This is a genomic window from Tildeniella sp., assembly GCF_059505325.1.
In genome coordinates this window covers 57,225-80,581 of sequence record NZ_JCACKI010000018.1, presented here as the reverse complement: position 1 = coordinate 80,581, position 23,357 = coordinate 57,225, and the positions used below count along the sequence as shown (strand labels likewise).

The following is a 23,357-nucleotide window of genomic DNA, read 5'->3' as shown; positions in this document are numbered from 1 at the left end:
ATGTCTATGCTTTCTTACTGTTTCAAACTAGCAACGTCATCGTCAGAACTGAGTGGCTATTTTGCGCTGCGGCACTCTATTTTTGTGGAGGAGCAGCGATTGTTTCAGGGTGGGGATGTGGATGAGAGGGATGCGATCGCGTATCCCATTGTGGCGTTGGCAGCGGATGTGGAGGGCACCGCAGAGACGCAGAGGCGCAGAGGCATCGAGCCGCTTGTCTTGCCGCTGGCGCATCATCCTGTGTTGCTGACGCACCATACTCGCTGTCTGCAAAACTCTCCTGTGTTGGGTGTTGTCAGGATCTATGAACCGGAACCCGGTCTCTGGTATGGTGGCAGGCTCGGTGTACACGAGGCATATCGTCGTGCGGCACGGATTGGGAAAGGGCTGATTTATAAAGCTGTGACGACTGCTCATACGTGGGGGTGCGATCGCTTTCTCGCCACCGTACAGCTTCAAAACGTTCGGTTCTTTCAACGGCAGCACTGGCATTCTCTTGAAGAAATGACGATTCATGGATTGCCGCATCACTTGATGGAAGCCGACCTGAACTACTATCCACCTGGTACAGAGCAGCGTCCAGCCCTGTCCAGTTTCATCAGGGAAGCCTCTTGAAGCTGGCAGAGCTTGCAGCACACTTGCAACGATCGCTGGGTATTTTGCATAAGCAGGATATTCAAACGGTGGCGCGACGGTTGGGAGAAGGCAGAAGGCAGGAGGCAGGAGGCAGGAGGCGGCAGGAGGCAGAAGCTAATACACCTCACACCTCACACCTCACACCTCACTTCCGCGAAGAGGCAGAAGGCAGGAGGCAGTACCCACTCCCCACTCCCTACTCCCCACTCCCCACCCTCCTCGGTGACGACTGTGCTGCGATTCCCGATGGTGAAGGGTACTTATTGCTGGCAGCGGAGGGCATGTTGCCATCGCTGGTGGAAGCGGAACCCTGGTTTGCAGGTTGGTGTGCGGTCATGGTGAACGTGAGCGATATCTATGCGATGGGCGGACGACCGATCGCCGTGGTTGATACCATCTGGAGTCAAACAACGGCGATGAGTGAACCGCTGTTGGATGGGATGAAAGCGGCGGCTGAAGTGTATAGTGTGCCGATCGTGGGTGGACATACGAATGGGCACAGTCCGTACAATGCGCTTTCGGTTGCCATTTTGGGACGAGCCAAGCGTTTGCTGACCAGTTTTGACGCGCAACCGGGCGATCGCCTGCTCCTTGTTACAGATTTTCGCGGTCAGCCTCACCCTCACCAACCTTTTTGGAATGCCGCAACGACGGCAGATCCAGTGCAGTTGCGTGGTGATCTGGCGCTTTTGCCTCAGTTAGCAGAAGCAGGGCTGTGTCGGGCTGGCAAGGATGTGAGTATGGGTGGTGTTGTCGGTACTTTGTTGATGCTGCTGGAAACCTCAAACTGTGGCGCAGTGCTGCATCTAGATGCGGTTCCTTGTCCGCCAGAGTTGCCGTTGGAGCGATGGCTGCTGTGTTTTCCCAGCTATGGCTTTTTGCTGAGCGTGCGTCCAGAGAATGTTGATGCGGTACGATCGCTCTTCCATCAGCGTGATTTAATTTGCGAGGCGATCGGTGACATGCAGGCAACACCCCAACTTGTACTTAAAGACGAAACAGAAGCGGTCGTCTTTTGGGATCTTTCTGAGCAAGCGTTGACGGGCTTTTCTCCTACCAACTAATAGCTTGCTAAAAAATAGCTGCACACTTTCGGATCAGCTCTTAGCTGACCGCTGACCGCTGACCGCTGACCGCTGACCGCTGACCGCTGACGGCTTACTACTGTGCCACTTTCTGGTGCTGTCCCGCCAGATCAGCCACGATCGCCACAAACTGATCAATGTCGGTTGGTTTGACGAGTGCCCGTTGAAAGCCTGCTGCCAGGATCTGTAGCTGTGTTCCCTCATCCGCAAAGCCTGTCACTGCCACCGCTGGAATTTGCGCGTTCGTTGCTACGGGTAAGACTCTTACCTGACGCAGAAATTTGAAGCCGTCGATATATGGTAGTCCAATATCACTAATGAGCAGGTCAAAGGACGTGGCTTGCATCGCTGCCAACGCTGACTCAACCGAGGCTTCTGTGCTGACCGTTGCACTCTCTTCTGTGAGCACAAAGGTATACAAAAATCGTGTATCGGGATCATCATCCACGAGCAGCACCTTTAAGCCTTGCAGAACGGGAAAGTTCATAGTTCTTCTTGCTGTTGGCGATCGACGGACGCGCTTTGCAACACAAACCTCTCATGCGATATTGCTAGTTTAAAGGACAAATCTCGTAGGGCAAAGCGCTCCTACTCTGTCGAAGGAATGAAGTAATTTCGGTCAAAAGAGATAATTATGGTCGTATAACGAACCCTTTGACTAAGCTCCGGTTTGAAAAAACCTTCCTAATGAATCTTAATCAGAATAGCCGCATCATCATTGTCGATGATATCGCCGACAACTTGCTTCTGCTGCAACTTGTTTTGGAGGCAGAGGGCTACCGTATTGAACTAGCAATGAGTGGCAGTGCAGCACTCTCCAGCATTTGCGCTTCGCCGCCCGATCTCGTCTTGCTGGATGTGATGATGTCTGGTATGAACGGCTTTGAAGTGACGCAACAGCTTCGCCAGTCTAAACACTTTTCAATGCTGCCGATCGTGCTCATCACGGCTGACCGAGAGATTGACCTCGATCGGGCGTTAGCAGCGGGAGCAAACGACGTGATCTGTAAACCCGTCGATCTGGATGAACTATTGGTTCGAGTCAGTGCCTGGTGTCACTAATACTCTTTCAATGTTAAGTATTTCAACTTCCCTTGATCGTAATTTCAGTACGATTTTAAACACAAACGGGTGCAATGTTTTGGCGTTGCTGTGCGTAACGGGGCATCCCCTCACCCTTACCCTCTCCCACTGGGAGAGGGGACAAGAGAATCCGAAAGCCCTTCTCCCCAGGGAGAAGGGTGGGGATGAGGGCACATGAGGCAGAACTCACCCCTACAGGACTGTGCCACGCTCACACTTTATGATTGGGCATCCCCTCACCCTTACCCTCTCCCACTGGGAGAGGGGACAAGAGAATCCGAAAGCCCTTCTCCCCAGGGAGAAGGGTGGGGATGAGGGCACATGAGTGACTGGCTTAGAAATCCCCCAGTCGTTTAAGACACTCAGGCACTTAATTCCTGTCAGGTCGCATGGGCTTATAGAGCCAGTCGAACTCATTGCGCACCACGCCATAACACTCACAGGAGAACTCTTCTAAGCCTGCTCGATCGGTGATTTGAATGCGACCGCGCGTATAGTGAATCAACCCAGCGTGACTGAGCATCCCGGCTGCAACCGTTACACCCGATCGACGTACGCCAATCATTTGGGCAATAAATTCTTGCGTCAGCAGAAACGTATCGGACTGAACGCAATCTGCCACGAGCAGCAGCCAACGAGCTAGCCGTTCTTCAGTCGTATGAAACCGATTGCAGACACCTGTTTGGGCGACCTGGGTAAAGAGCGCCTGAAAATAGCGCAGCAGCAACTTTTGCAGGGCACCGCCGCGATCGAACTCGGTTTGCAGTACCGTCGCCTTGAGCTGCCAGGCTTCACCTGCCATCTGTACAAACGCACGATTGGCTTTTGTCATGCCGCCCAGCAGCACGGGCATCCCCGCCATGCCTTCTTGCCCAACCAAGCCCGACTCCATCGTAGAGCCATCTTCCAGAGTGGCAACTAACGAAATAATGGCATGTCGTGGAAAGTACACCTCTGTAATGAGGTCGCCTGCTTCATAAATGACTTGTCTTAGCGCGAGTGTCACCAGCTTCAGATGAGGCTGAAGGCGCTGATAGTCCTCTGTTGGTAGCGCATCTAGTAGCCGATTGCAGGGCGAACCAATGGCTTTAGAATTGGGCACAACAGTTTCTCCTTGTAGTGTCAGTTTGAGAAAAAACAACTGACGCAACAGGGAGAAGAGTGTGAAGTCCGACCCAAGATGTCAAATAAAATGCGTTTTCTAGCCAGAAGGTGTCCGGCTCTCTACTACCACTGTAGAGCAAGAATAAAGCTACCGCCTAACGGATGCAGCGTCTGTACTAATTTGAACATAGGCGTTTAGAGAAACTACCAAAAGAGGCACTGCACAACGTCGAGAGCCGATACAAGAAGGTGCGATTGTCCGATCGCGTCCCAGCCTCAGTAGACCGCTTCCTCTTGGGGCGGGGATTACCGCTAGAGCCGTGCCAGTGTTGAAAAGTGTACAGACGAAATTTGCTATGAGTGATTCGATCGGCGAGACAGATCAGCACCTACGTTCTGTTATGACGTTCTACTCCGTTTATCTCGTTGATGGGCTAGTTGAACTCTACGCACTGGAGCAAGAATCTGTAGCAACTGCACGAGGAGGGCGTTTAATCTCGACGCAGAGAGGCTATCAGCTTGCCTGGAACACTGCGATCGAACTAGCTGAAGAGAAGCAATTGCCACTGGTCGATCGCACCACTTTACTGTCAGCGGTGAACAAAGAGCAGTGAGCCTTGATGAATGTACTATGAATGCGTTTAGAGCAACGGTCACGTTAGCGTTGCCAACTGCACATCGTCACATTGATATTGCAGCCAGCGCACAGCGTTGGGCAACCCACTGCATTAGTATGAACACTGCGGATATTACTGAATGCAGCGCGTGACAGTAACATTGCAGCGCGATCGCATAGTTCTGCGACTGGCTACATTCACATCGCCTCACCCACCCTCACTGCAACTGCCTGCACTCATAGCAATGCTGTAGATAAGCAGAGCGATCGCTGCCCTGACACTACACGTTGCAGGGCGTTAGTTTTTCCTGCGTAGGGGTACATTAAAAGTGCAATTTTATACCCTAATCCGCATTATGCCGATTCAACAACCCAACCGTCGCCTTTCGCCTCAGTTGATCAACCAAGACATTGATTCGTTCAACGGTATTGGCACCATTCCTACCTACAAAACCACTCGCCCTGAAGCAACCACTGAAGCCTTGCAGAGTGCGTTCCAACGGATGATTACCCAACAGCAAATTGAGACCGAAAAGCAAGCACTCTACAAAGCTGCCGCTGATGCTGCCCGCCAAGCAGAATGGGAGTTCCACAACGCAGTCATTGCGATGAAAGAAGTCGTGCGCGGACAGTTTGGCTCTGATAGTAACGAAACCCGATCCGTTGGTCTAAAGAAAAAATCCGATCGCAAACGCCCCACACGTGCCAAGATCGCCCTCATCTAATGACTACCGCCCCGCGATTTTATCAGTGGTGGCAACGCGCGATCGCTCGGTCAGCTTTTGAGACATGGTTGAGCGATCGCACTCAATATAATAGTTCTCAATATAATAGTTGAATGATTCATCTGCTTCGCGATCGCGCTACTCCAGAGCAACTGGACGAAATGCTCGACACATTGGGACTGTATATCAAGCTAGCTGTGGACGTTGAACAGAGAATTCTGGTTGGTGGGGGAGAACTGCACGCAGATTGCGAAAAGGTACTGTTGGAGGAGGGTAGTCAGCAGGAAAAGATCTGGGGTGCCAGTTGGATTCCGCTAACGCAAACAGTATTGTATGAATCGATTATCAACCTTCGTCCACGTCAAGATAATCGTTCAATGGACATTCTTGATTCGGCGATTCAAGCACAAGTGGCTGATATCACGCGGCAGTTGTTGGGAGACGTATGAAAGATCAAATCTCACTGCGAGAACGCTATTTGCAAGAATCGTTGCCTAGCCGTCTAGGTGAGTTAGCGGCAAATTTAGCACGAATCAAATCATCCTCTAGCAATTTATTGCACGAGGCTTTAGTAAAACACTTAATCGAAGAAAGCCAGTTGTATATTCAATGGACGATTGGCGATACAGAAGCAGAAACTGCTTTTGTATTGAGAAGCTTGCAAGGACAACTCTCCCAGTGGCAACAAAACTGGAGCGTGATCTGGGTCGATGCCCTGCAACGAATGGAGCGAGCCGAGCAAGCAAACGTTTGGTCAGAGCGAATATTAGAACTGTCAGGGTTGCTGTCTGAGTCAACGATTAGCGCCTGATTTGGGTTCGGTGCGTTAAGCTTTGGCAAGCAAACGTCTAAAGGATACAACGACAGCAAAGCCAGCACGAACGCCTCGGATGTAGTTTGAGTGAGTCGTGCGTAATCCAGGTAGCAGACTGATGGTTGGACGACGCTGTACTGTTGATGAGACACTACATTCTTCACTTCGCTCCATGCGTCTGATGCCACCCCGGTTAGGAAGTTTAACTCGTTGGTTAACTCAGATCAGCGTTGCGCTTCTACTCCTCACTCTTTCTGTCAAAGCACAGCAGATGACTGCGAACAATGTCGATCGTGATGCTATTCGTGCGGTCATTCAGCGACAGCTACAGGCATTTCAAACGGACAATGCCGAGGAAGCGTTTACCTTTGCCAGCCCTGAGATTCGCGCTAAGTTCGGTACCGCCAAAAACTTCTTTCAGGCAGTGAAAACGAGCTATGCGGCAGTTTATAGACCGCGATCGGTCATGTTCGAGAAGCTCGTCATCGTGCGGGGCATTCCCACTCAGGAGGTAATTTTACTCGCCCCAGATGGTGAACTGGTGAAAGCGCTTTATTTGATGGAAAAACAGCCCGATCGTACCTGGAAGATTAACGGGTGCATTCTCATGCCGCTGCCAGGACAAAGTATTTAATGCTTGTGCCCTTTAGTTGGGCGTTTAGCGCCTATGCAGCTTTAAAGGGCGAACGATGGGGATCGAACCCACGAGTGGAGGAATCACAATCCTCTGCCTTAACCACTTGGCTACGCTCGCCACGCGATGCTCAGTATAGCATTGGTAGAAGCGTCGTGGGATTAATTCCTCCAAAGATACTGCTAGCACTACCTTTACAGTCGCTAAATTGCTTGGTATCGTCGAACGACTTCTACTTGATCACTCAAGGGTGTGCATTGAGATGAGATCCGCCATAATTGAGGCAGTGTCTCTACTGAATATGCGGCACATTTGACGATAGACTAAATCCAGTTTTGTCTGATACGGCTCGCCTGAGCCGACGCATTACAGTCATCAATAAGGTTGCAATCATCCGGCATGGTTAACCATCTCAAGCGCACAGAAACTGTTGCAACCCCACAGGGCAGCATGAAGACGCTCAGAATCGGTGCGATCGTGGGCGGTTGTCTGCTGGCAGCGTTAGGTGGCGCACTAGCCGTGACCAATCCTGGTCAGGAGGCATACAATGAGTTTGCTACACAGGCTGCGATCGACTATTTAAATGTAGAAGCCTGCGCTAAGGCACCAACCGTGTTTGGTTTGCAAACGCTCTGTCAATCGGAGCTAAAGTCCAACCAGTCCAAGATCAAAACGATCATTGCTGACGGCACACAGCGGCAAAATTTTGTTGTCTTTAGTCTCTACACCACTGATCTATCGCTTAACCCAGACCTTCCTTCTTACCATGTCGAAAGCGTGGGTGTCTTAGGGCGGTTCATCATTTACAAAACGCAAAAGCGCTAAAGTTTCGTGCAGTGGCAGCAGGGCGCTGGACATACGGTGCAGGCAGGAATGAACTCGCTCAGGTAAAATCTGGTAGAGTACAGGCTGAACCACGGTTTACTTCAGATGGAACTGGAAGAACCTCAACCTCAACGGCAAATAATGTCGAAAGATATGGGTCGATCGACCGACCAGTCCCAACTTTCTCAGACAAACTTAGAGCAACTGCAAGCTCAACTTGATCAGCGTCAGACTCAGTTAGAAACGATCGTTGCTCAATTAGATCAAACTCAGCTTGAGTTAGAAGTATCACGTGCTCAATTGGCTGCGTCCGAAGCTGCAATGGCAGCACTGCGGCAGCACATTGACTGGATGGAAACTAGCAAGTTTTGGAAAGTTCGAGGCAAATGGCTCAAGTTGAGTGCGCTCAGTGTTGCTTCATTGAAGCTGAGTGTTGCTCCATTTAAAGCGTTATTACCTGCTCTATCGACTGCAACTGTCCGAGCAACCCTTCTTGCTCAGCGCCAGCAATGGTATTGGCTATCTGGAATCTTGCTTAGGGGCACTCATTCTCTACTTGAACCTGAACAAGCGACAAAAATTGCGGCTGCTCAATCAGGTCGATTCAGTTCGTCTCACTGCTTTGCTGAGCCACCTGATTATGCAGACTGGATTGCTGCGTATGAACCCGATGCAAGAGCGCTAAAGCGTCAAAGAGCGGATGCCTTGCTGTTTTCTGAGCAACCCGTTTTCAGTGTTGTGCTTCCTGTCTATAAAGTGCCGCTTCTCATCTTGCAGGAGACGCTGGAGAGTGTCTTTCGGCAAACCTATTCGAGATGGGAGTTGTGTATCGCTTTTGCTGATGCGTCTGCTCCCGAAACAGAGCAATACCTGCGATCGCTTGCCCAACAGAACGACCACATCAAGCTTTCAGTCATGCCGGTTAATCTGGGCATCTCAGGGAACTCCAACGAAGCAGCCAAACTTGCGTCTGGTGATTTCGTTGTGCTTCTAGATCATGACGATGCCCTGGCAGATTTCGCCTTTTACGAGATTGTCAAGACGCTGAATCAGCAGCCCGATTTAGATTTCATCTACTCGGACAAAGATTGCATCAGCGAAAATGGTGCGGTGCGATCGCGGCTACTGCTGAAACCCCAGTGGAGTCCAGAGATCCTTTATTCTGCTAACTACTTAACCCATCTTTGTGTCATTCGACGAACCTTGCTGAATGCCATTGGTGGCTTTCGCTCTGAAACAGATGGCGCTCAGGATTGGGATTTATTCTTTCGGGTGGTTGAGCAAACGTCCCGCATCGCACGTACCGAAGGCATCTTGTATCACTGGCGCATTATTCAAGGGTCAACATCGCTGGGTATCGAATCAAAGCCCTATGCCCTGGATGCACAGTTGCAAACGGTGCAGTCCCATCTGAAGCGATCGGGCTTACAGGCGATGGCAACCCCACATGCAGAATGTGGCTTTCAAATCCATTGGACGATTCCAGCCGCCACTGCGACAATTTTAGTCGATGGTGATGTTGCCTGGGAGATGCTGGTGCAGTGCCTGAGTTCACTGTCCTCAACCTTAGATCCCACTTTGCATAAAGTTTGTGTTGTTTTGTCAGACGCAGACGATCGCACCCATCAGCACGAAAAAACTATACTGGCACAGTCCTTCTCGGCACCGCTCACTTGGGCTTATAGCACTGCATCTACGTCTAAGTTGAACGTGTTTGCCGAAACTGCAAAACACAATCCAGCCGATGTCATCACAGTGGTTTCAGGACAGATTGCCCGCTTTCAGAAAGGCTGGCTACAGGAATTAAGTGGATGGGCGATGGGGCATCCAGCGATCGGCTTCGTTAGTGCGCTTGTGATTGCAGAAACAGGCTACGTTGTCGAAGCCGGTCTGGTTGTTGATTGCCATGGAAACGGGTCACCCCTGATGCGCGGGAATCCCTTATATTCTTGGGGGGCTTTTGGCGGATCGCTATGGTATCGCAACTGTTCTGCAAGTTCGCCGTGGGCAGTCACGTTCCTCTATGATGACTACGTGAAAATCGGTGAACTGCCAACTGATGAGAGTTCGTTACAGCGTTCTATCATCAAGCTTTGCCAGACGGTGTGCCTCAATGGTAAGCGCGGTTTAGTGAATCCTCATGCCAGAGTGTTTCTGAGCGCTTTGCCCAGTGACGACATACCCGCTCATGCATCGTTAGGTGACGACCCCTACTTTCACCCAGCATTTAGTTCTGTAGTACCGCTCAAGTTAAACGTGAAGGACGGAGAAAAGCGATGGGAATCTTAGGTCGTCTGAAGCGGATGGGTGGTCGCGCGAAGCGGATGGGTGGTCGTGTGAAGCGGCTAGTCAGCCGCCAGCATCAGATTCAACCAGTCATTCAACCAGTAGTTGATCAGCCCCAGCAGCCTCTGCCAGATTTAGATAAGTACACCAAAGATGCGCTTACCCTTGCTGGGGTTTTCGACTTCTCCTACGCTGATATTGCGGAAGTGCAGCAACATCCCGATCGAGTTAGCAGTCAGGCACCTTACACCCTTAACTGGTACTTGCCATCGTTTGAGAATGCCTTTTACGGCGGCGTAATGACGATTTTGCGTACAGCGAATCATCTTTTGCAAAGTGGCGGTATGCATCAACGCTTTCTCATCTGTGGAAACACGACTGCCTCAGAAATGCAAGCGTTGATTGTAAAAGCGTTTCCAAGGCTAGAAGTATCTGAAGTCTTGATTTTAAATTCGCCAGAGACGATCGCAGCCATCCCACCGTCAGACTTTTCGATTGCAACGCTGTGGTCAACGGCATATTTGTTGCTAAAAATCAAAAATACGGGCTTGAAGTTCTATTTCATTCAAGATTTTGAACCGTTGTTTTATCCTGCCGGATCAACCTATGCTCAGGCTGAGGCAACCTATCGCTTTGGCTTCTATGGCATTGCCAACACGATTAGTTTAAAGAAAATTTACGAGTCTGATTATGGGGGCAAAGCAGTTCACTTTACGCCCTGTGTGGATCTCAGTGTGTTCTATCCTGAAGCGGGTCAACGTGAATCAGCTCCAAAACAAGTCTTCTTCTATGGTCGTCCAGGGCATCCACGTAATGGCTTTGAGTTGGCGATCGAGGCGATGAAACGCTTAAAGCAACGCTATGGATCAACGATTCGCATTTGCTCAGCGGGTGCAAACTGGAATCCTGAAGACTATGGTGTTGGCGATGTCATCGAAAATCTAGGGCTGCTGGATTATCAGAAAACGGGTGAGCTTTACCGTTCTTGCCATGTTGGGCTTTCGATGATGATGACGCGGCATCCATCCTATCTGCCGCTTGAAATGATGGCGTGTGGCATGCTGGTTGTTTCTAACTTTAATCCCAGCAATAGTTGGTTACTCCGCGATCGCGAAAACTGTCTTTTAACCCATCCCAGTGCAACCTGTATCGCGGAGACGATCGCGGAAGCTATCGATCAGTATGATGACCTGGCGCACATCCGCAAAACTGCGATCGAGCATATCCAAACCCATCATGCCGATTGGTCAACCGAACTTGAGACGCTACACCAGGCACTCTTAGGCTTTGAACCAAAGACGAGCGGCATGTTAATGCAATCCAGTGAAAGTGTGTTTGGTGCCATGGTTTTTTATGTGAAAAACGGCTATCGATACTACGTCCCATCTTCTGATTGGATGTTGGCACACGGCTTTAAGTGGCCCAACGATGTTCAGTTTGTCTCTGAAGACGTGTTGCTGGCGTTACGTCCTGCTCGTGCGACCCCTCGATCGTGGTCTCTTGATGACTGGCTCAATCCGCCCCGACATAGCAGCTTCGTCATGCGAGAAGTTGCAGCATCCCGGTTAAGTGGCACTGGCATTGAATTTGGAGCGGGTGCCTCACCCTTTCCCATTCCCCTTGATTGCCATGTTAGTTATGCCGATCGACGGCATAAGTCTGAGTTGGAGGAAGATCTGTATCCTGGACAAACGCTCCATAGCCTTATCGAACCGGACTTGATTTCAGACCTGGACACACTAGTGGGTATTGACGATGCAAGTCTTGACTTTATCGTTGCTTGCCATGTCATTGAGCACACGAAAAGTCCGATCAGCGCTTTGGAGAAAGCCTATCAAAAATTGCGTCCTGGTGGGCAACTAATTCTGGTCGTTCCCGATAAGGAGCGAACCTTCGATCGCAATCGGGACATCACACCGCTTCAGCATCTCATTGCAGACTACCAGGAGCCTTCACGGGAGCGAGACAAACAACATTATTTTGACTTTTATGAGCAGGCTTTTCCCACAGCTCCTGATCGTCTCACAGAAGTGGTAGAAACTAAATTTCAGCAAGGACATGACATTCACTACCATACCTTTACCTACGATAGTTTTACAGAAGTTGTAAACTATGTCTGTAAGCACGTTGCGCCCTGGTCATCGGTCTGGTCGCAGCCGACTCTTTCTAACCCAGAACACGATATCGAGTTTTATTTTGTTCTTACCAAATAGCACATTTAAGTACAGCATGCTCATAGCTGAGTCCAATGCTGATTGTTCAATTGTGCTTTCAGCGTGAAGTCAATTCACTCAACTAGACAGTCGCTACACCCCCAGACCTACTGCCTGCTTACAGCGCACCCAAACTTTTCTAAGCTTCCAAAACTTACTGCTTTCCATCGCTAGATTGCTTTGCCGAGCCTGCTCTAATTGGCTCTGCGTTTGTTGAAGCTGTGTGTGAGTTTGCTCCAGTTGGGATTGCGTTTGTTCTAGTTGGGATTGCGTTTGCTCTAGTTGCGTTTGCGTTTGCTCCAGTTGGGATTGCGTTTGCTTCAGTTGGGATTGCGTTTGCTCTAGTTGCGTTTGCGTTTGTTGAAGCTCTGGACGCGATCGCTCTAACAGACTCTCCAACTCATTTCTCTGCTCTGACAGGTTGTCGTAGAGAAGGCGTAAGTTGCCCAATTCCAGCGCACGATCGGCAATCATTTGAGGAAAATGAGTGCGGTAGAGGCTGGCGTGCTTAGTGCAGATGTATTTCAACAAGCGACTGTGGTTTTCAGGTAAACCACAGGCTGTTACCATCGAGTTTGCTCGCACTCGATAATCATATAAAACTTCAGGAATATGATGAAATTTCCATCCACGCTCGATCGCACTTAGCCAGAGATCCCAATCTTCTAAACCGGGTATCGGCATAGAAGCATCGTAACCACCACAGTCTTCCCACAAAGACTTTCGGTAAACGGCACAGGCATCAATATAGTTGCATAAAATGAGCTTGCCAGCATCGAATTTTTCTGGTATCACCCACGATCGCTCAGCTTCACCAAACCATTCGGGCTTACCGTATACAACACCAACTTCTGGGTGGCGATCGAGGATCTCAATCCCTTTAAGAATGTAATCAGCGCGTATTTTATTATCTGCATCCAGGGGTAAAATGTAGCGTCCTGACGCTTTTGCAATGCCGTTATTGCGGGCATGAGCTAAGCCCTGATTTTCTTGATCAAGGACGAAATATCCCTGGTCTTTGAGGTAACTCAAAAGGTTAATAGTGAGCAGATCATCCGAACCGTCATTAATAATAATGATTTCGTAAACTGGATCAAGACAAGACTGGACACTAGACAGTGCGTCCAGCAAATACTCGCCATGGTTATAGCAAGGAATAATGACAGAAAGAGCAATAGGTTCAGTTGACATAGATGAATCGTATATTAATGATTGAAGACTACTCAACTTGATGATTTAAGAGGCTTCTCCAGTTTTTAGAAATCGTCGCTTGAATTGAAACCAGTAAGTACGTAAGCGCCAAAATTTAGATGTTTTCATCGCAGCAATCTCATTCTGCGCGGTTAAGAGGGCATTTTGTACTGCCGCAACCTCGTTTTGCGTCGCCAAGAGAACGTTTTGAGTTACCTCAAGTTCACCTTGTACCTGTACAACTTGGTTTTTTAGGGGTTTTGTGTAGTAACCCAAGCTATTTTGATAGACTTTAGGGTGTACGACGTTCAGCGGAAAGTTAGCACTGTCTAACGTTTCTTTTGGTAAGTGAGAATACTGCTCAAGTCGATCGGACTTAACAAACAGTAGTGAGTTTTGAATGTACCAGGGCTGAACATCGTCGTTAGACCAGAAGCGATGACGCAGGCAATCGATCGCCACATAGCCACATTGCTCAAACTGCTTCACCCAGTAGCTGGTCCATTGTTCGTTCAGGTGTCCTGTTCCTCCTTGAAAGGGCACCGCTGCTGAAAATAAAACCACATCTGCTAACCTGACCAAGGATTCAATTAAAGTACTCGCCGACTCAGCAGGCAGATGCTCTGCCACTTCTAGAGATACAGCTAAGTCAAACCTGCGATCGAGCTTAAGAGGCTGAGTCAAATCCTGTGCTAGAAACCTATCCACGGGGATTTGCAATTGCTGATGGTCAACATAGTCACCATCGACACCCAAATAATCTTGCACGCCTAACTCTCGAAAGACAGCCAGCCATGCACCGAGACCACAGCCCACATCGACCACACTCTGAGGTTGAAGCCACTCCAGGATCATCGGAATGACTTGCCTTGCTGAACCTCGTGCACCCTCTAAGAGCGAATCAAAAAACGCTTGGTTATACAGAGGAGATGTTGGTTCGACAGAGCCTAAGGGGGTGGGTTCGCTCATATTCTGTGATGGTAAAGACGGGGGAGGTGCTTTCCCTGGTTTCGTAGCTGTAGCGATGTAAGTTAAACAAAGTCGCCGCGTCGGCAATGCTCGATCGAGCCGTAGTGCAATTCGATTTAATGCTCCAATGAAATAAGCGGCAACGCGTTGGTTTTTAGCTAGCCAAACAGCGCAATACTCGTCAATAATCATTTGCAACAGAACGGCAAATAGCCCCTCTAATGGCTGAATGTTAATGTCAACATATCCAGAATGTTCTAATAGATAGCGTAATCCGTATTCTGTGTACCGATAGAAGTCAACGGGTTCTTCATGTAAACCCCAGACCATTGGTGCTGTTACGATTAAATTGCCGCCAGGCTTCAGAAGCCTGTAGGCTTCTTGAAGCATACGTTCAGGGGTAACTAAATGCTCCAGCATTTGAGTGGACAGAATCGTATCAACTGATGTATCAGGCAGCGGTATGTTGTAGCAATCTGCACAAATATCGACATTTTCTGCGTATTGCCAATCAATACAGAGGTATTCACTCACGTGAGTTTTAAACAAACCCTCGTAGCCACGAGAAAGACCGCTCCCCAAATCGACCATGCGCCCTTTGACAGTCGGAACTAGGGCTGACAACGCAGTAACAATGGTAGAGCGGGCAAGATAGTGCGGGTCATGAGGATGAGGTTTCAGGTAGTAATGAAAATCTTGCATTGGTTTAATCTCTCAATCCTCTCTGTGGACTTGAGTCCTGAATCTGCACATATTACGAGATCGAACGTTTCAAACGATTAACTACAATATGCGAATACTCAATACGAACTCTTCAGACAGGAATCTATTCCAGCGAGGCGTTAGTGAAGAATGTAGGTTTTTTAAGCACAAGCTTGTTGTGAGCCAAGAGCCTTTGCTCAAAAAACTGGTAAGTCTTCAGCCTATGACGTAGACTCTGAAGACCTTCACCGTCTATGTAAATCCTACGCAACAACTATCCAGACATGACATTATCCTTAAACTGTCAGCTAAATCAACCCCTGTGTGCGTTGCCCTGCTCATAAAACTCTCTTGAGAACCAACAATCAAGACTGGCGCAACCCTGTTGTCAGATGCCTCAGTTGTAGGTAATAGTGATGAGAGAAACTGCAAGGACGCTTGCTTTCTACCCACTACCTGAGCATTCGGTCTGACTGATTCAGGATACTGGCAACGTGGCACCTAAAAGACAAAGTGTGCCGCTGTGACTTGCTCGCGATCGAGTATCAGCATTCTGGCTGAACTGATTCTTGAGTTAGGTGCGTTAGGTTAACCTATGAGGCGGCTGTGTTTAGTGCGATGTGGCTAATCGAGTAATTTTGGAATAAGTTTTGGATAAGCGATAGTCGCTTAAAAAATTGCGCCCTCCAACAATGTCTTTTCCTCGTCGTTCTAGTCGAAAGATTCCACTGCTTGCTGTGCTAGTGGTGCCGTTTGCGATACAAGTTTTAACGGCAGTCGGGCTGGCTGGCTATCTTTCCTACCGCAATGGGCAGCAGATTGTGAGCAATCTTGCCGAACAATTAGCGGCGGAGGTTGGTAACCGCATTGAGCAAAACATAGTGCGTGACCTGCGTGTGCCTGCCGAAATGACCCGTAACGCTGCAGCAGCCATGCAGCTTGGTCTTTTGCACAGCCGCGATCGTCGGTTGCTGCAACGTTTGTTTGAGCAGCAGCTCAAGAGCTTTGACGGTGTGAATGCCATCGCCATCGCCGATGAACATCAAAAGCTGTTCGCGGTAGAAAAGCAGCGGGATGGCTCAATTGCTGTCCGAGTGCAAACGCAAGCCAGCGATGACGTTCTTAACCGTTACCTAACCAACAGCTCTACTACGTATACGCCGCCCCCAGTTGGTATTCTCGGACAGGAGCACTCAAGGTTAGACTCGTGGTATGCGGCAGCAAAGTTAACCCAAAAACCGCTTTGGCGTTTGGCTGAAGGCATGACAGCGGGAGGTCAGCCAATGCTAACAGCGGTTAACGTGCAGCCGCTCTACGATCGCGCCAATAGCTTTCAGGGTGTCCTGGCATCTTCGGTTTCACTGTCTAACCTGGGCAGCGCTCTCAGGGGGTTAAAGATTGCTAAGACAGGGCAGGCGTTTATCGTCGAGCAGAGTGGTTTGCTCGTTGCTAATTCCAATGGCGATCGCCCGTTTCGTCAGCGTAGACTCACGAACGATGCATTCACGAAAGAGCAACTAGTCGCCGCAGTCGGCAGCACACAGCCTCCGGTGTTCTACCAACGCTTGAGCGCTGTTAAAAGCCACGATTTTCTCACTGAGCGGGCAGCGCTTTCTGTTGTAGAGCGGTTTGGAGGGTTCGATCGCATCCAAACGACGCAGCAGTTTAGCTTTGAGGTTGACAGCCAGCGCTACTTTGTACACATTGAGCCTTTAGGTCGTGACGAGGATCTAGACTGGTTAGCAGTGGTCGTAGTGCCAGAGTCCGATTTTATCGACGCGATCGACAGCAATCATCGCCTGACACTGCTGTTATGTGCTGGAGCCTTGACAGCCGCAGTGATTGTTGGCTGGTTGACCTCCTCATGGATTGCCAGACCCATTCTACGGCTTAGCCGCGCCAGCCGAGAACTGGCATTAGGAAAGTGGTCTCATCCGATTGACAGTCAGCACCAGGTTGCCGAATTAGAGGTGTTAGCACACTCTTTTAATCAAATGACTGTGCATTTGCAGGAGTCTTTTGATCAGGTGACCATGGCTCTGCAAGAGTCGGAAGCAAAGTTTACAAAAGTCTTTCGTGCTAGCCCGGATGCGATTAGCATCACCACACTACCTGAACGACGCTACATTGACGTGAATGATCGGTTCGTGGAGTTCAGTGGCTATACGCGTCAGGAGGCGATCGGGCAGAGCGCGTTGAGTCTTAATTTGGTTGTTAGCCTGGAGCAGGTGGCTCGCTTTGAGCAGGCGTTGCAAACTCAAAACCACGTCCACGATGTCGAAATCGATTACCGCACCAAGCAAGGGCAGTTGCGAACGGTGTTGGTCTCGGCAGAAGCGATTGAGCTGGAAGGGCAGCCACGCCTGCTCTGCATCTACCGAGACGTGACGTTACGTAAACAGCTCGAGCTGGCGCTGCAACGCTCTGAGACAAAGCTCAATGATGTCCTTAACAGCGCGATCGCTTCCATTACCAGCATTCATGTGTTCCCCGATGGCACGTGGTATTACGATTACTGGTCAAAGGGCTGTGAAACGGTTTTTGGCTACACACCGAGCGAGTTCATGGCTGATCAAAGACTTTGGCTTACCAGGGTGCCACCAGAGGATTTAGAACGCGTCGTTGTGGTCAACCCCAAACTCTTGCAAGAGCAGCAGCCCTTTGTGACTCAATATCGCTTTCGGCATAAGGATGGTACGTTGCGGTGGATCTCTGGCTACGTCACATCTCGGTGGGATGCCTCGCTCAACGCCTGGATTGCCACAGCCGTAGATGTGGACGTGAGTAGCACAATGCGTATGGAAGCCGAACGCCAGCAGGCAGAAGCAGCATTGCGTGAGGCTCAGCGAGTAGCGCACATTGGTAGTTGGGACTGTGATGCGATCGCGCAAACGACCTGGTGGTCAGAAGAACTGTTCCAGATTCATGGGCTTGATCCCAAACAACCGCTGCCCAGCCCTGTTGAAACCCTGCAACTGATCCATCCTGACGACCTGGCTGTCTTCAAGGCACTCACTGAACAGGCGATCGCAGACGGTAAAGCCTACGAAAAAGATCTGCGGATTGTGCGTCCTGACGGCTCTATTCGGTTTGTTCAAGTACAAGGAATGCCGCTTTTTGATGAGCAAGGAACGTGCATCCGTATGGTGGGTACCACGCTTGATATTACAGAGCGCAAGCAGGCAGAAGAAGCCCTCCGCGAGAGTGAACAACGATTCCGCACCGCGTTTGATACGACAGCCGTCAGTATGTGTCTGACTTCTCCGGCAGGGCAATTCTTGCAGGTCAATGCGTCTCTGTGTCAGATGCTAGGCTACACCGAGGCAGAACTGCTCAGGCTGACGTTTGCAGAACTGACGCATCCTGATGATTTAACAGTGACGCTGGAATATGCCCAAAAGCTTCTGGCAGGAGACATTGCTTACTACCATTTGGAAAAGCGCTATCAGCACAAAAATGGACAAACAATCTGGTGTTTGTTGAGTGTGTCGCTGGTACGCGATCGCGATCAGCAACCACTCTACTTCGTCGCGCAAATGCAAGACACCACAGCACAACAAGCAGCCCTGTATGAACGTCAACGTGCCGAAGCCTCAATGCAAGCTGTGAATGCTGCCTTAAACCAGCGAGTGGCTGAGCTTTCGACGCTCAATCATAGTCCTGAGCAAGTACAACTGCGACAGGAAGCAACACAAACGCAGCACGATTAGCTGGAAGCCAGGTATAAAAGCGAAGAGCGACTCTAGCTCAGGCACAATCCCTGATCGTCAACATTGAATAGCGTCAATACGATGGCGATGAAGCAAAAAACGATCGATCGCCTGACACTAAAAGCACGCGAAAGAAACTGTGGCAGTCCTCAATCATTAGTGAGTGAGGCTCAAGCATTTAGTGGTCAGCGGTCAGCAGTCAGCGGTCAGCGGTCAGCGGTCAGCAGTCAGCGGTCAGCGGTCAGCGGTCAGCGATCGGCTTTTTGGCTGACTGCTCATACTGGCATCATGCTCATCATTCAAAGAGGAGATTGCCATACAGCACTGCTTGCAGGCTGACTTCAAAGCTTTTTTGGTGGCTGCAATGCCGTAAGATAACAGTCAGACTGCTGTCTATTTCACTCAGGCACAGCAATGCATGTTGTTCAAGATTAGTTCAATGCACCTTACCGTGATGGGTGCCCTGTTAGTGACTGCTGGCGTAGCGATCGAAAATGTAGGGCTGGCAAAGGAGCGTTATTCAAGCGCTGCAATACTGTTACCGATCGCACCACTGCAACTAGCGCAAAACACTCCCACGTTGACTGAACGGGTTGACCAGATTGATACTTGTCGCGGTACGGCAGCCGCGATCACTATCTACAAAAACTCAGCGCTGAATGACGCGATCGGCACCGTCTCAGCAAACTCTAGCATCACCCTGACTGGCATTTTTGGGGCTGGTGTTGTACAAATTAAAGCCCCTCAATTAGGATGGGTCGCAACCAACACGCTGGTCATAAACTGCGGTGCTCCGCCCGATGGAACGCTACCTGGTGACATTGACACGAGTCCTCGCTATTGTCGTCGGTTGCGAAGCCCTGAAGTGGACGGCTCAGATTATGGCGATCTCAGCACTGGGTTGGTGGCACGGAATACGGCTAACGGCGACTTTCAGTACATAGGCAGCTCCAATCAAACGGATGGTCCCACGAAGGGAGCGATCGTACGGTTTCCTGGTGGAGCTACAGACCTTGAGGATGCTGGCGGCAGACGATGGATTCGTATCAAATATAGGAGTAGCACAGGCGCTTCTCGCGTCGGTTGGGTGCCGAATGGTCCAACAGGCGTGAACCGCAATATTGCTGCTTGTTCAAGTGGTCAGAACTAAGTGGCTGTGACGGTCAGCGGTCAGCGGTCAGCGGTCAGTGGTCAAGTAGTCAGCGAACTCCTTCGGAGAAGCAAGCTACAGCGGTCGGCAAAAATTCACCAGTGACATCATGCATCCAAACCTTTGGTATCCTTACACGCAAGCAAAAACGGCACCGGAACCGCTCAAAGTGAAAGCGGCGAAGGGAGTTTGGCTGGAGTTGGAAAGAGGTGAACGCATTCTCGACTGCATTTCGAGCTGGTGGGTCAACCTTCATGGTCATGCCCATCCTAAAATTGCGGCAGCGATCGCTCAGCAAGCCCAACAGTTGGAGCATGTTATCTTTGCTGGCTTTACTCATGATCCAGCAGAGCAACTGGCAGAGCGCTTAGTTCGCAGGCTACCAACCAATCTAACCCGCGTATTTTACTCCGACAACGGCTCAACAGCGGTAGAAGTGGCGCTGAAGATGGCGTATCAGTATTGGACGAATCAGGGACAGGCACGGTCTACGTTTCTGGCATTTGAGGGCGCGTATCATGGCGATACGTTTGGCGCGATGGCAGTGGGGGCACGATCGCTCTTCTCCCATGCCTTTGCCCCTCTACTCTTTGATGTCGAGTGTGTGCCGTACCCGATCGCGCACTCCGATGACGCGATCGCAGCCGCAACCGAGCAAACCGTTCTCGACACGCTGGAAAAACAGCTAACGCAGCAGCCCGATCGGTATGCAGGCATTATCATTGAACCGCTTGTACAGGGAGCGTATGGGATGCGGATGGGGCGATCGCCGTTTCTACAGCAGCTACAGCAGCTTGCCCATGCACACAATACGCTGTTGATTTTTGATGAAGTCATGACGGGGTTTGGGCGCACGGGTGACTGGTTCGCCTGCATCAAAGCCAATGTCAAACCCGACATTATTTGCTTATCGAAAGGTATCACGGGCGGCTTTCTGCCGTTAGCTGCAACGGTTTGCTCAGAGGCGATTTACACTGCGTTTTACAGTGACGATCCGCTGCAAACGCTTTATCACGGGCACAGCTATGCTGCGAATCCATTGGGTTGTGCCGCAGGGCTGGCATCGCTAGAACTGATGGTCGAGCATGAAGCGGCGTTTCAGCAGATGGAAGCCAAGCACAGAGAGCATCTGACAGCATTAACCGATCATCCCCGCTTAACAAATATACGCGTGACAGGGACGATCGCAGCGATGGATCTGGTCACTGACCAACCGGGCTATCTCAATCATCTAACCCTCGACATTCGCAAACGGGCGATCGCGCTGGGCTTGCTCCTCCGTCCCCTGGGCAATGTGCTGTATCTCATGCCGCCTTACTGCATTACCGACGACGAATTAGCCTTTGTGTATCGTGGTCTGCACACGCTTCTTGATGAGATTTAAATTAATTCTAGTAAGGGCGGGCGATCGTTATGCCGTGAGTCCTTGGTTGGGACAGTAGCTTGAAGTTGCTTGCAGGGTATTCAAAATTAAACTTGCTGAGCATGGGTAGCTGTAACGACGATTTGTAACTACAATTGGTTATTGTGGCTGTCGTTTAGTCATGGGATACGAATGGGATGAAGCAAAACGTGTTGCTAATCTTCGTAAACACGGAATCGATTTTACCGATGTTCCAACCGTGTTTGATGGCGATATTCTAACGGTCAAGGACGATCGCTACAGCTATAGGGAGCAGCGTTTTGTTACGTTCGGTTTGTTGCAAGGGCGAGTCATTGCTGTTGTCCATGCAGAGCGTGAGGATTGTACCCGTATTATTTCTGCAAGAAAAGCGACAAAATATGAACAACGAATCTACTTCGAGCAACTCTCAAACTGATTGGCAACGATTGGACGCGATGAGCGATGAAGATATTGATTTGTCAGACTGTCCAGAGATTACACCAGAAATGTTTGCAAAGGCGGTAGTGCGGCGGGGTTTACCAGTTACAAAAGCCAAGGCTCAAGTTACACTCCGCATCGATAGCGATGTATTAGAGTGGTTTAAGTCTCAAGGACGGGGTTATCAAACTCAGATCAATCAATTGCTACGAGCTTATATGGAAGCGCATCAACAATAGGTCTAGTTGGTGTTGCGTTTGCAGGTGATGGATTGCGGTGGCATAACAATTCAAATGCAGCGGACGGTAGAAAGCTGCTGGTGTGGAGTTCGAGGTTGCTTGCCGCCGATGATTTGAGCCGTTCACCTCTAGAGCCGCTTAACCATTTGCTAAACTTTTAGACTGCGTTCAGTATAGCTGTCGCCATAAAAGTTAGGACATTGGGATCAAAGGGGGTGAAACCCCTGCACCCCGTCCTGACCTATATGATTAGGGCTATAAATCACAACGGTGTGAGCATTGGGATGGGAGGCATCGTGGCGTGGAAAAAACCGCGATCGACAGACGAGAAAAGAGCAATGATGCCAGTGACTGGGCGTGGCATTTCTGGCATACTGTACCGCTCTATCCGTACAGTCAGCGGCGGACACTCCGTACAGAAGTCGTAAAAGGAACGATCTGGACGTTTGATCAAATCCAGGGCATCTTCTATGTTGTCGTGCCCATTCGCATGACCGTTGTGAAGCTCGACACAGGCGGACTGCTGGTCTACGCACCTGTTGCGCCAACGCCAGAATGTCTCCGACTGGTGAACGAATTGGTCGCAGAGCATGGCGAGGTGAAGTACGTCATTTTGCCAACCATCTCGGGGGTTGAGCACAAGGTTTTTGTGGGTCCTTTCGCTAGACGGTTTCCTCATGCACAGATCTTTGTTGCCCCAAACCAGTGGAGCTTTCCGCTCAATCTGCCGCTCAGTTGGCTTGGCTTACCAGGAAAGCGGACGCATGTACTGCCGGATGACAGTAGCAAAACCCCCTTCGCCGCTGAGTTCGACTACGCTATTCTGGGTCCGATCGCTCTTGGTCCAGGGCAGTTTGAAGAGGTGGCGTTTTTTCACATTCGATCGCACACCTTGCTCGTTACCGATACCGTGCTTGCAGTACCAGCGGTGCCCTCGGCGATCGTCCAGCTTGATCCCTACCCGTTACTGTTCCACGCCAAAGATGAGCCATCGCAGGTCATTGAAGACACTTTTGCCAACCGCTGTAAGGGCTGGCAGCGCATTGTACTGTTTACGCTCTACTTTCGACCCAGCGCCTTGTCAGTTGTTAGCTTTGGGCAGACGATCGGCAATGCCATGAAAGCAGCCGATCGCTCCAAAAAAGCCTACTTCGGGCTGTTCCCCTTTTTATGGGAAAGCGATTGGCTGCGATCGTTCACGTCATTACAGGGTGATGGACGGCTCTTTGTCGCGCCCATTCTGCAAACCCTGATTCTCAACCGCGCTCCACAGGAAACGCTCGACTGGGCTGACAAAGTAGCAAGCTGGGCATTTCAACAAATTATTCCCTGCCATTTCGATGCACCCCTCAAGGCAGAACCGCACCAGTTCCGACAGGCATTTGCGTTTCTAGAACAGACTCCTGCGATCGATGCCGAGCCGCTCAGCAAGCCCTTGCCGGAACAAGACTTTAAGCTACTCAGAGACCTGGATAAAAGCCTTCACCGACTCGGCATCGTACCACCACCTAAAGATAAGGTCAGTCGATAACAGGACTGACACATTCTGACTG

At 50.2% G+C, this 23,357-nt stretch carries 23 protein-coding genes and 1 tRNA gene; 19 read left to right on the top strand and 5 right to left on the bottom strand.

Annotation, left to right across the window (positions count from 1 at the left end):
- Both AC5JO6_RS07945 and AC5JO6_RS07940 read left to right on the top strand, forming a co-directional pair.
- Positions 1-615, top strand: coding sequence for an MSMEG_0567/Sll0786 family nitrogen starvation N-acetyltransferase (locus tag AC5JO6_RS07945; protein WP_496080515.1), 615 nt, complete (start codon positions 1-3; stop codon positions 613-615).
- Positions 612-1,700 (top strand): sll0787 family AIR synthase-like protein, encoded by a 1,089-nt coding sequence (locus tag AC5JO6_RS07940; RefSeq protein WP_496080514.1) that lies wholly within the window; start codon positions 612-614, stop codon positions 1,698-1,700. Before AC5JO6_RS07945 ends, AC5JO6_RS07940 begins: the two co-directional genes overlap by 4 nt.
- A gap of 97 nt (positions 1,701-1,797) precedes the next feature.
- Here the strand turns inward: AC5JO6_RS07940 and AC5JO6_RS07935 are convergent, their stop codons facing one another.
- Positions 1,798-2,208 carry a response regulator gene (locus tag AC5JO6_RS07935; RefSeq protein ID WP_496080513.1) on the bottom strand — a complete coding sequence of 137 codons (411 nt, stop codon included), beginning with the start codon at positions 2,206-2,208 and terminating at the stop codon, positions 1,798-1,800.
- 200 nt (positions 2,209-2,408) lie between these two features.
- Here AC5JO6_RS07935 and AC5JO6_RS07930 point away from each other — a divergent pair, with 200 nt between their 5' ends.
- A complete protein-coding gene (locus AC5JO6_RS07930) occupies positions 2,409-2,783 on the top strand; it encodes a response regulator (protein WP_496080512.1) in 375 nt (124 codons plus the stop codon).
- 391 nt (positions 2,784-3,174) lie between these two features.
- On the opposite strand, the gene AC5JO6_RS07925 is transcribed toward AC5JO6_RS07930, so the two are convergent.
- Complete coding sequence (locus tag AC5JO6_RS07925) at positions 3,175-3,906, bottom strand: Crp/Fnr family transcriptional regulator (RefSeq protein ID WP_496080511.1); 732 nt, start codon at positions 3,904-3,906, stop codon at positions 3,175-3,177.
- Positions 3,907-4,264: 358 nt separating this feature from the next.
- Between AC5JO6_RS07925 and AC5JO6_RS07920 the strand changes: the two genes are divergently transcribed.
- The 6 genes from AC5JO6_RS07920 (at position 4,265) to AC5JO6_RS07895 (ending at position 6,697) form a co-directional block, all read left to right on the top strand.
- Complete coding sequence (locus AC5JO6_RS07920; RefSeq protein ID WP_496080510.1) at positions 4,265-4,522, top strand: hypothetical protein; 258 nt, start codon at positions 4,265-4,267, stop codon at positions 4,520-4,522.
- Between the two features lie 17 nt (positions 4,523-4,539).
- Positions 4,540-4,677: a hypothetical protein gene (locus AC5JO6_RS07915; protein WP_496080509.1), complete on the top strand. Its 138-nt coding sequence runs from the start codon at positions 4,540-4,542 to the stop codon at positions 4,675-4,677.
- 203 nt (positions 4,678-4,880) lie between these two features.
- Positions 4,881-5,249: a hypothetical protein gene (locus AC5JO6_RS07910; protein WP_496080508.1), complete on the top strand. Its 369-nt coding sequence runs from the start codon at positions 4,881-4,883 to the stop codon at positions 5,247-5,249.
- Positions 5,250-5,362: 113 nt separating this feature from the next.
- Positions 5,363-5,698 (top strand): DUF5674 family protein, encoded by a 336-nt coding sequence (locus tag AC5JO6_RS07905; protein WP_496080507.1) that lies wholly within the window; start codon positions 5,363-5,365, stop codon positions 5,696-5,698.
- Positions 5,695-6,060 carry a hypothetical protein gene (locus tag AC5JO6_RS07900; RefSeq protein WP_496080506.1) on the top strand — a complete coding sequence of 122 codons (366 nt, stop codon included), beginning with the start codon at positions 5,695-5,697 and terminating at the stop codon, positions 6,058-6,060. The genes AC5JO6_RS07905 and AC5JO6_RS07900 overlap by 4 nt, the downstream gene beginning before the upstream one ends.
- 175 nt (positions 6,061-6,235) lie before the next feature.
- Positions 6,236-6,697 carry a DUF4864 domain-containing protein gene (locus AC5JO6_RS07895; RefSeq protein WP_496080505.1) on the top strand — a complete coding sequence of 154 codons (462 nt, stop codon included), beginning with the start codon at positions 6,236-6,238 and terminating at the stop codon, positions 6,695-6,697.
- A gap of 47 nt (positions 6,698-6,744) precedes the next feature.
- Here the strand turns inward: AC5JO6_RS07895 and AC5JO6_RS07890 are convergent.
- Positions 6,745-6,817, bottom strand: a tRNA-His gene (locus AC5JO6_RS07890).
- A 279-nt stretch (positions 6,818-7,096) separates the two neighbouring features.
- On the opposite strand from AC5JO6_RS07890, the gene AC5JO6_RS07885 reads away from it, so the two are divergent.
- From AC5JO6_RS07885 to AC5JO6_RS07875, 3 genes are all read left to right on the top strand, one after another.
- Positions 7,097-7,522, top strand: coding sequence for a DUF4359 domain-containing protein (locus AC5JO6_RS07885; RefSeq protein ID WP_496080504.1), 426 nt, complete (start codon positions 7,097-7,099; stop codon positions 7,520-7,522).
- A 105-nt stretch (positions 7,523-7,627) separates the two neighbouring features.
- Positions 7,628-9,811 (top strand): glycosyltransferase, encoded by a 2,184-nt coding sequence (locus AC5JO6_RS07880; RefSeq protein ID WP_496080503.1) that lies wholly within the window; start codon positions 7,628-7,630, stop codon positions 9,809-9,811.
- Positions 9,799-12,021 (top strand): rhamnosyltransferase WsaF family glycosyltransferase, encoded by a 2,223-nt coding sequence (locus AC5JO6_RS07875; RefSeq protein WP_496080502.1) that lies wholly within the window; start codon positions 9,799-9,801, stop codon positions 12,019-12,021. The genes AC5JO6_RS07880 and AC5JO6_RS07875 overlap by 13 nt, the downstream gene beginning before the upstream one ends.
- A gap of 93 nt (positions 12,022-12,114) precedes the next feature.
- On the opposite strand, the gene AC5JO6_RS07870 is transcribed toward AC5JO6_RS07875, so the two are convergent.
- Both AC5JO6_RS07870 and AC5JO6_RS07865 read right to left on the bottom strand, forming a co-directional pair.
- Positions 12,115-13,212 carry a glycosyltransferase family 2 protein gene (locus tag AC5JO6_RS07870; protein ID WP_496080501.1) on the bottom strand — a complete coding sequence of 366 codons (1,098 nt, stop codon included), beginning with the start codon at positions 13,210-13,212 and terminating at the stop codon, positions 12,115-12,117.
- Between the two features lie 45 nt (positions 13,213-13,257).
- Positions 13,258-14,883 carry a methyltransferase domain-containing protein gene (locus AC5JO6_RS07865; RefSeq protein ID WP_496080500.1) on the bottom strand — a complete coding sequence of 542 codons (1,626 nt, stop codon included), beginning with the start codon at positions 14,881-14,883 and terminating at the stop codon, positions 13,258-13,260.
- 692 nt (positions 14,884-15,575) lie between these two features.
- On the opposite strand from AC5JO6_RS07865, the gene AC5JO6_RS07860 reads away from it, so the two are divergent.
- From AC5JO6_RS07860 to AC5JO6_RS07830, 7 genes are all read left to right on the top strand, one after another.
- Positions 15,576-18,593 carry a PAS domain S-box protein gene (locus AC5JO6_RS07860; RefSeq protein WP_496080499.1) on the top strand — a complete coding sequence of 1,006 codons (3,018 nt, stop codon included), beginning with the start codon at positions 15,576-15,578 and terminating at the stop codon, positions 18,591-18,593.
- Between the two features lie 81 nt (positions 18,594-18,674).
- Entirely contained in the window at positions 18,675-18,932 is a 258-nt protein-coding gene (locus tag AC5JO6_RS07855; RefSeq protein ID WP_496080498.1) for a hypothetical protein, read from the top strand.
- 100 nt (positions 18,933-19,032) lie between these two features.
- On the top strand, positions 19,033-19,743 hold the full coding sequence (locus AC5JO6_RS07850; protein ID WP_496080497.1) for a hypothetical protein: 711 nt from the start codon (positions 19,033-19,035) through the stop codon (positions 19,741-19,743).
- A 109-nt stretch (positions 19,744-19,852) separates the two neighbouring features.
- The gene (bioA, locus tag AC5JO6_RS07845; protein ID WP_496080496.1) at positions 19,853-21,127 is read left to right on the top strand and encodes an adenosylmethionine--8-amino-7-oxononanoate transaminase; all 1,275 of its coding nucleotides are present in this window, start codon (positions 19,853-19,855) and stop codon (positions 21,125-21,127) included.
- A gap of 160 nt (positions 21,128-21,287) precedes the next feature.
- Positions 21,288-21,563, top strand: a complete 276-nt coding sequence (locus AC5JO6_RS07840) for a BrnT family toxin (protein WP_496080495.1) — start codon at positions 21,288-21,290, stop codon at positions 21,561-21,563.
- Positions 21,526-21,804, top strand: a complete 279-nt coding sequence (locus AC5JO6_RS07835; RefSeq protein ID WP_496080494.1) for a BrnA antitoxin family protein — start codon at positions 21,526-21,528, stop codon at positions 21,802-21,804. The genes AC5JO6_RS07840 and AC5JO6_RS07835 overlap by 38 nt, the downstream gene beginning before the upstream one ends.
- 301 nt (positions 21,805-22,105) lie before the next feature.
- Positions 22,106-23,335, top strand: a complete 1,230-nt coding sequence (locus tag AC5JO6_RS07830) for a DUF4336 domain-containing protein (protein ID WP_496080493.1) — start codon at positions 22,106-22,108, stop codon at positions 23,333-23,335.
- Positions 23,336-23,357: the final 22 nt, after the last annotated feature.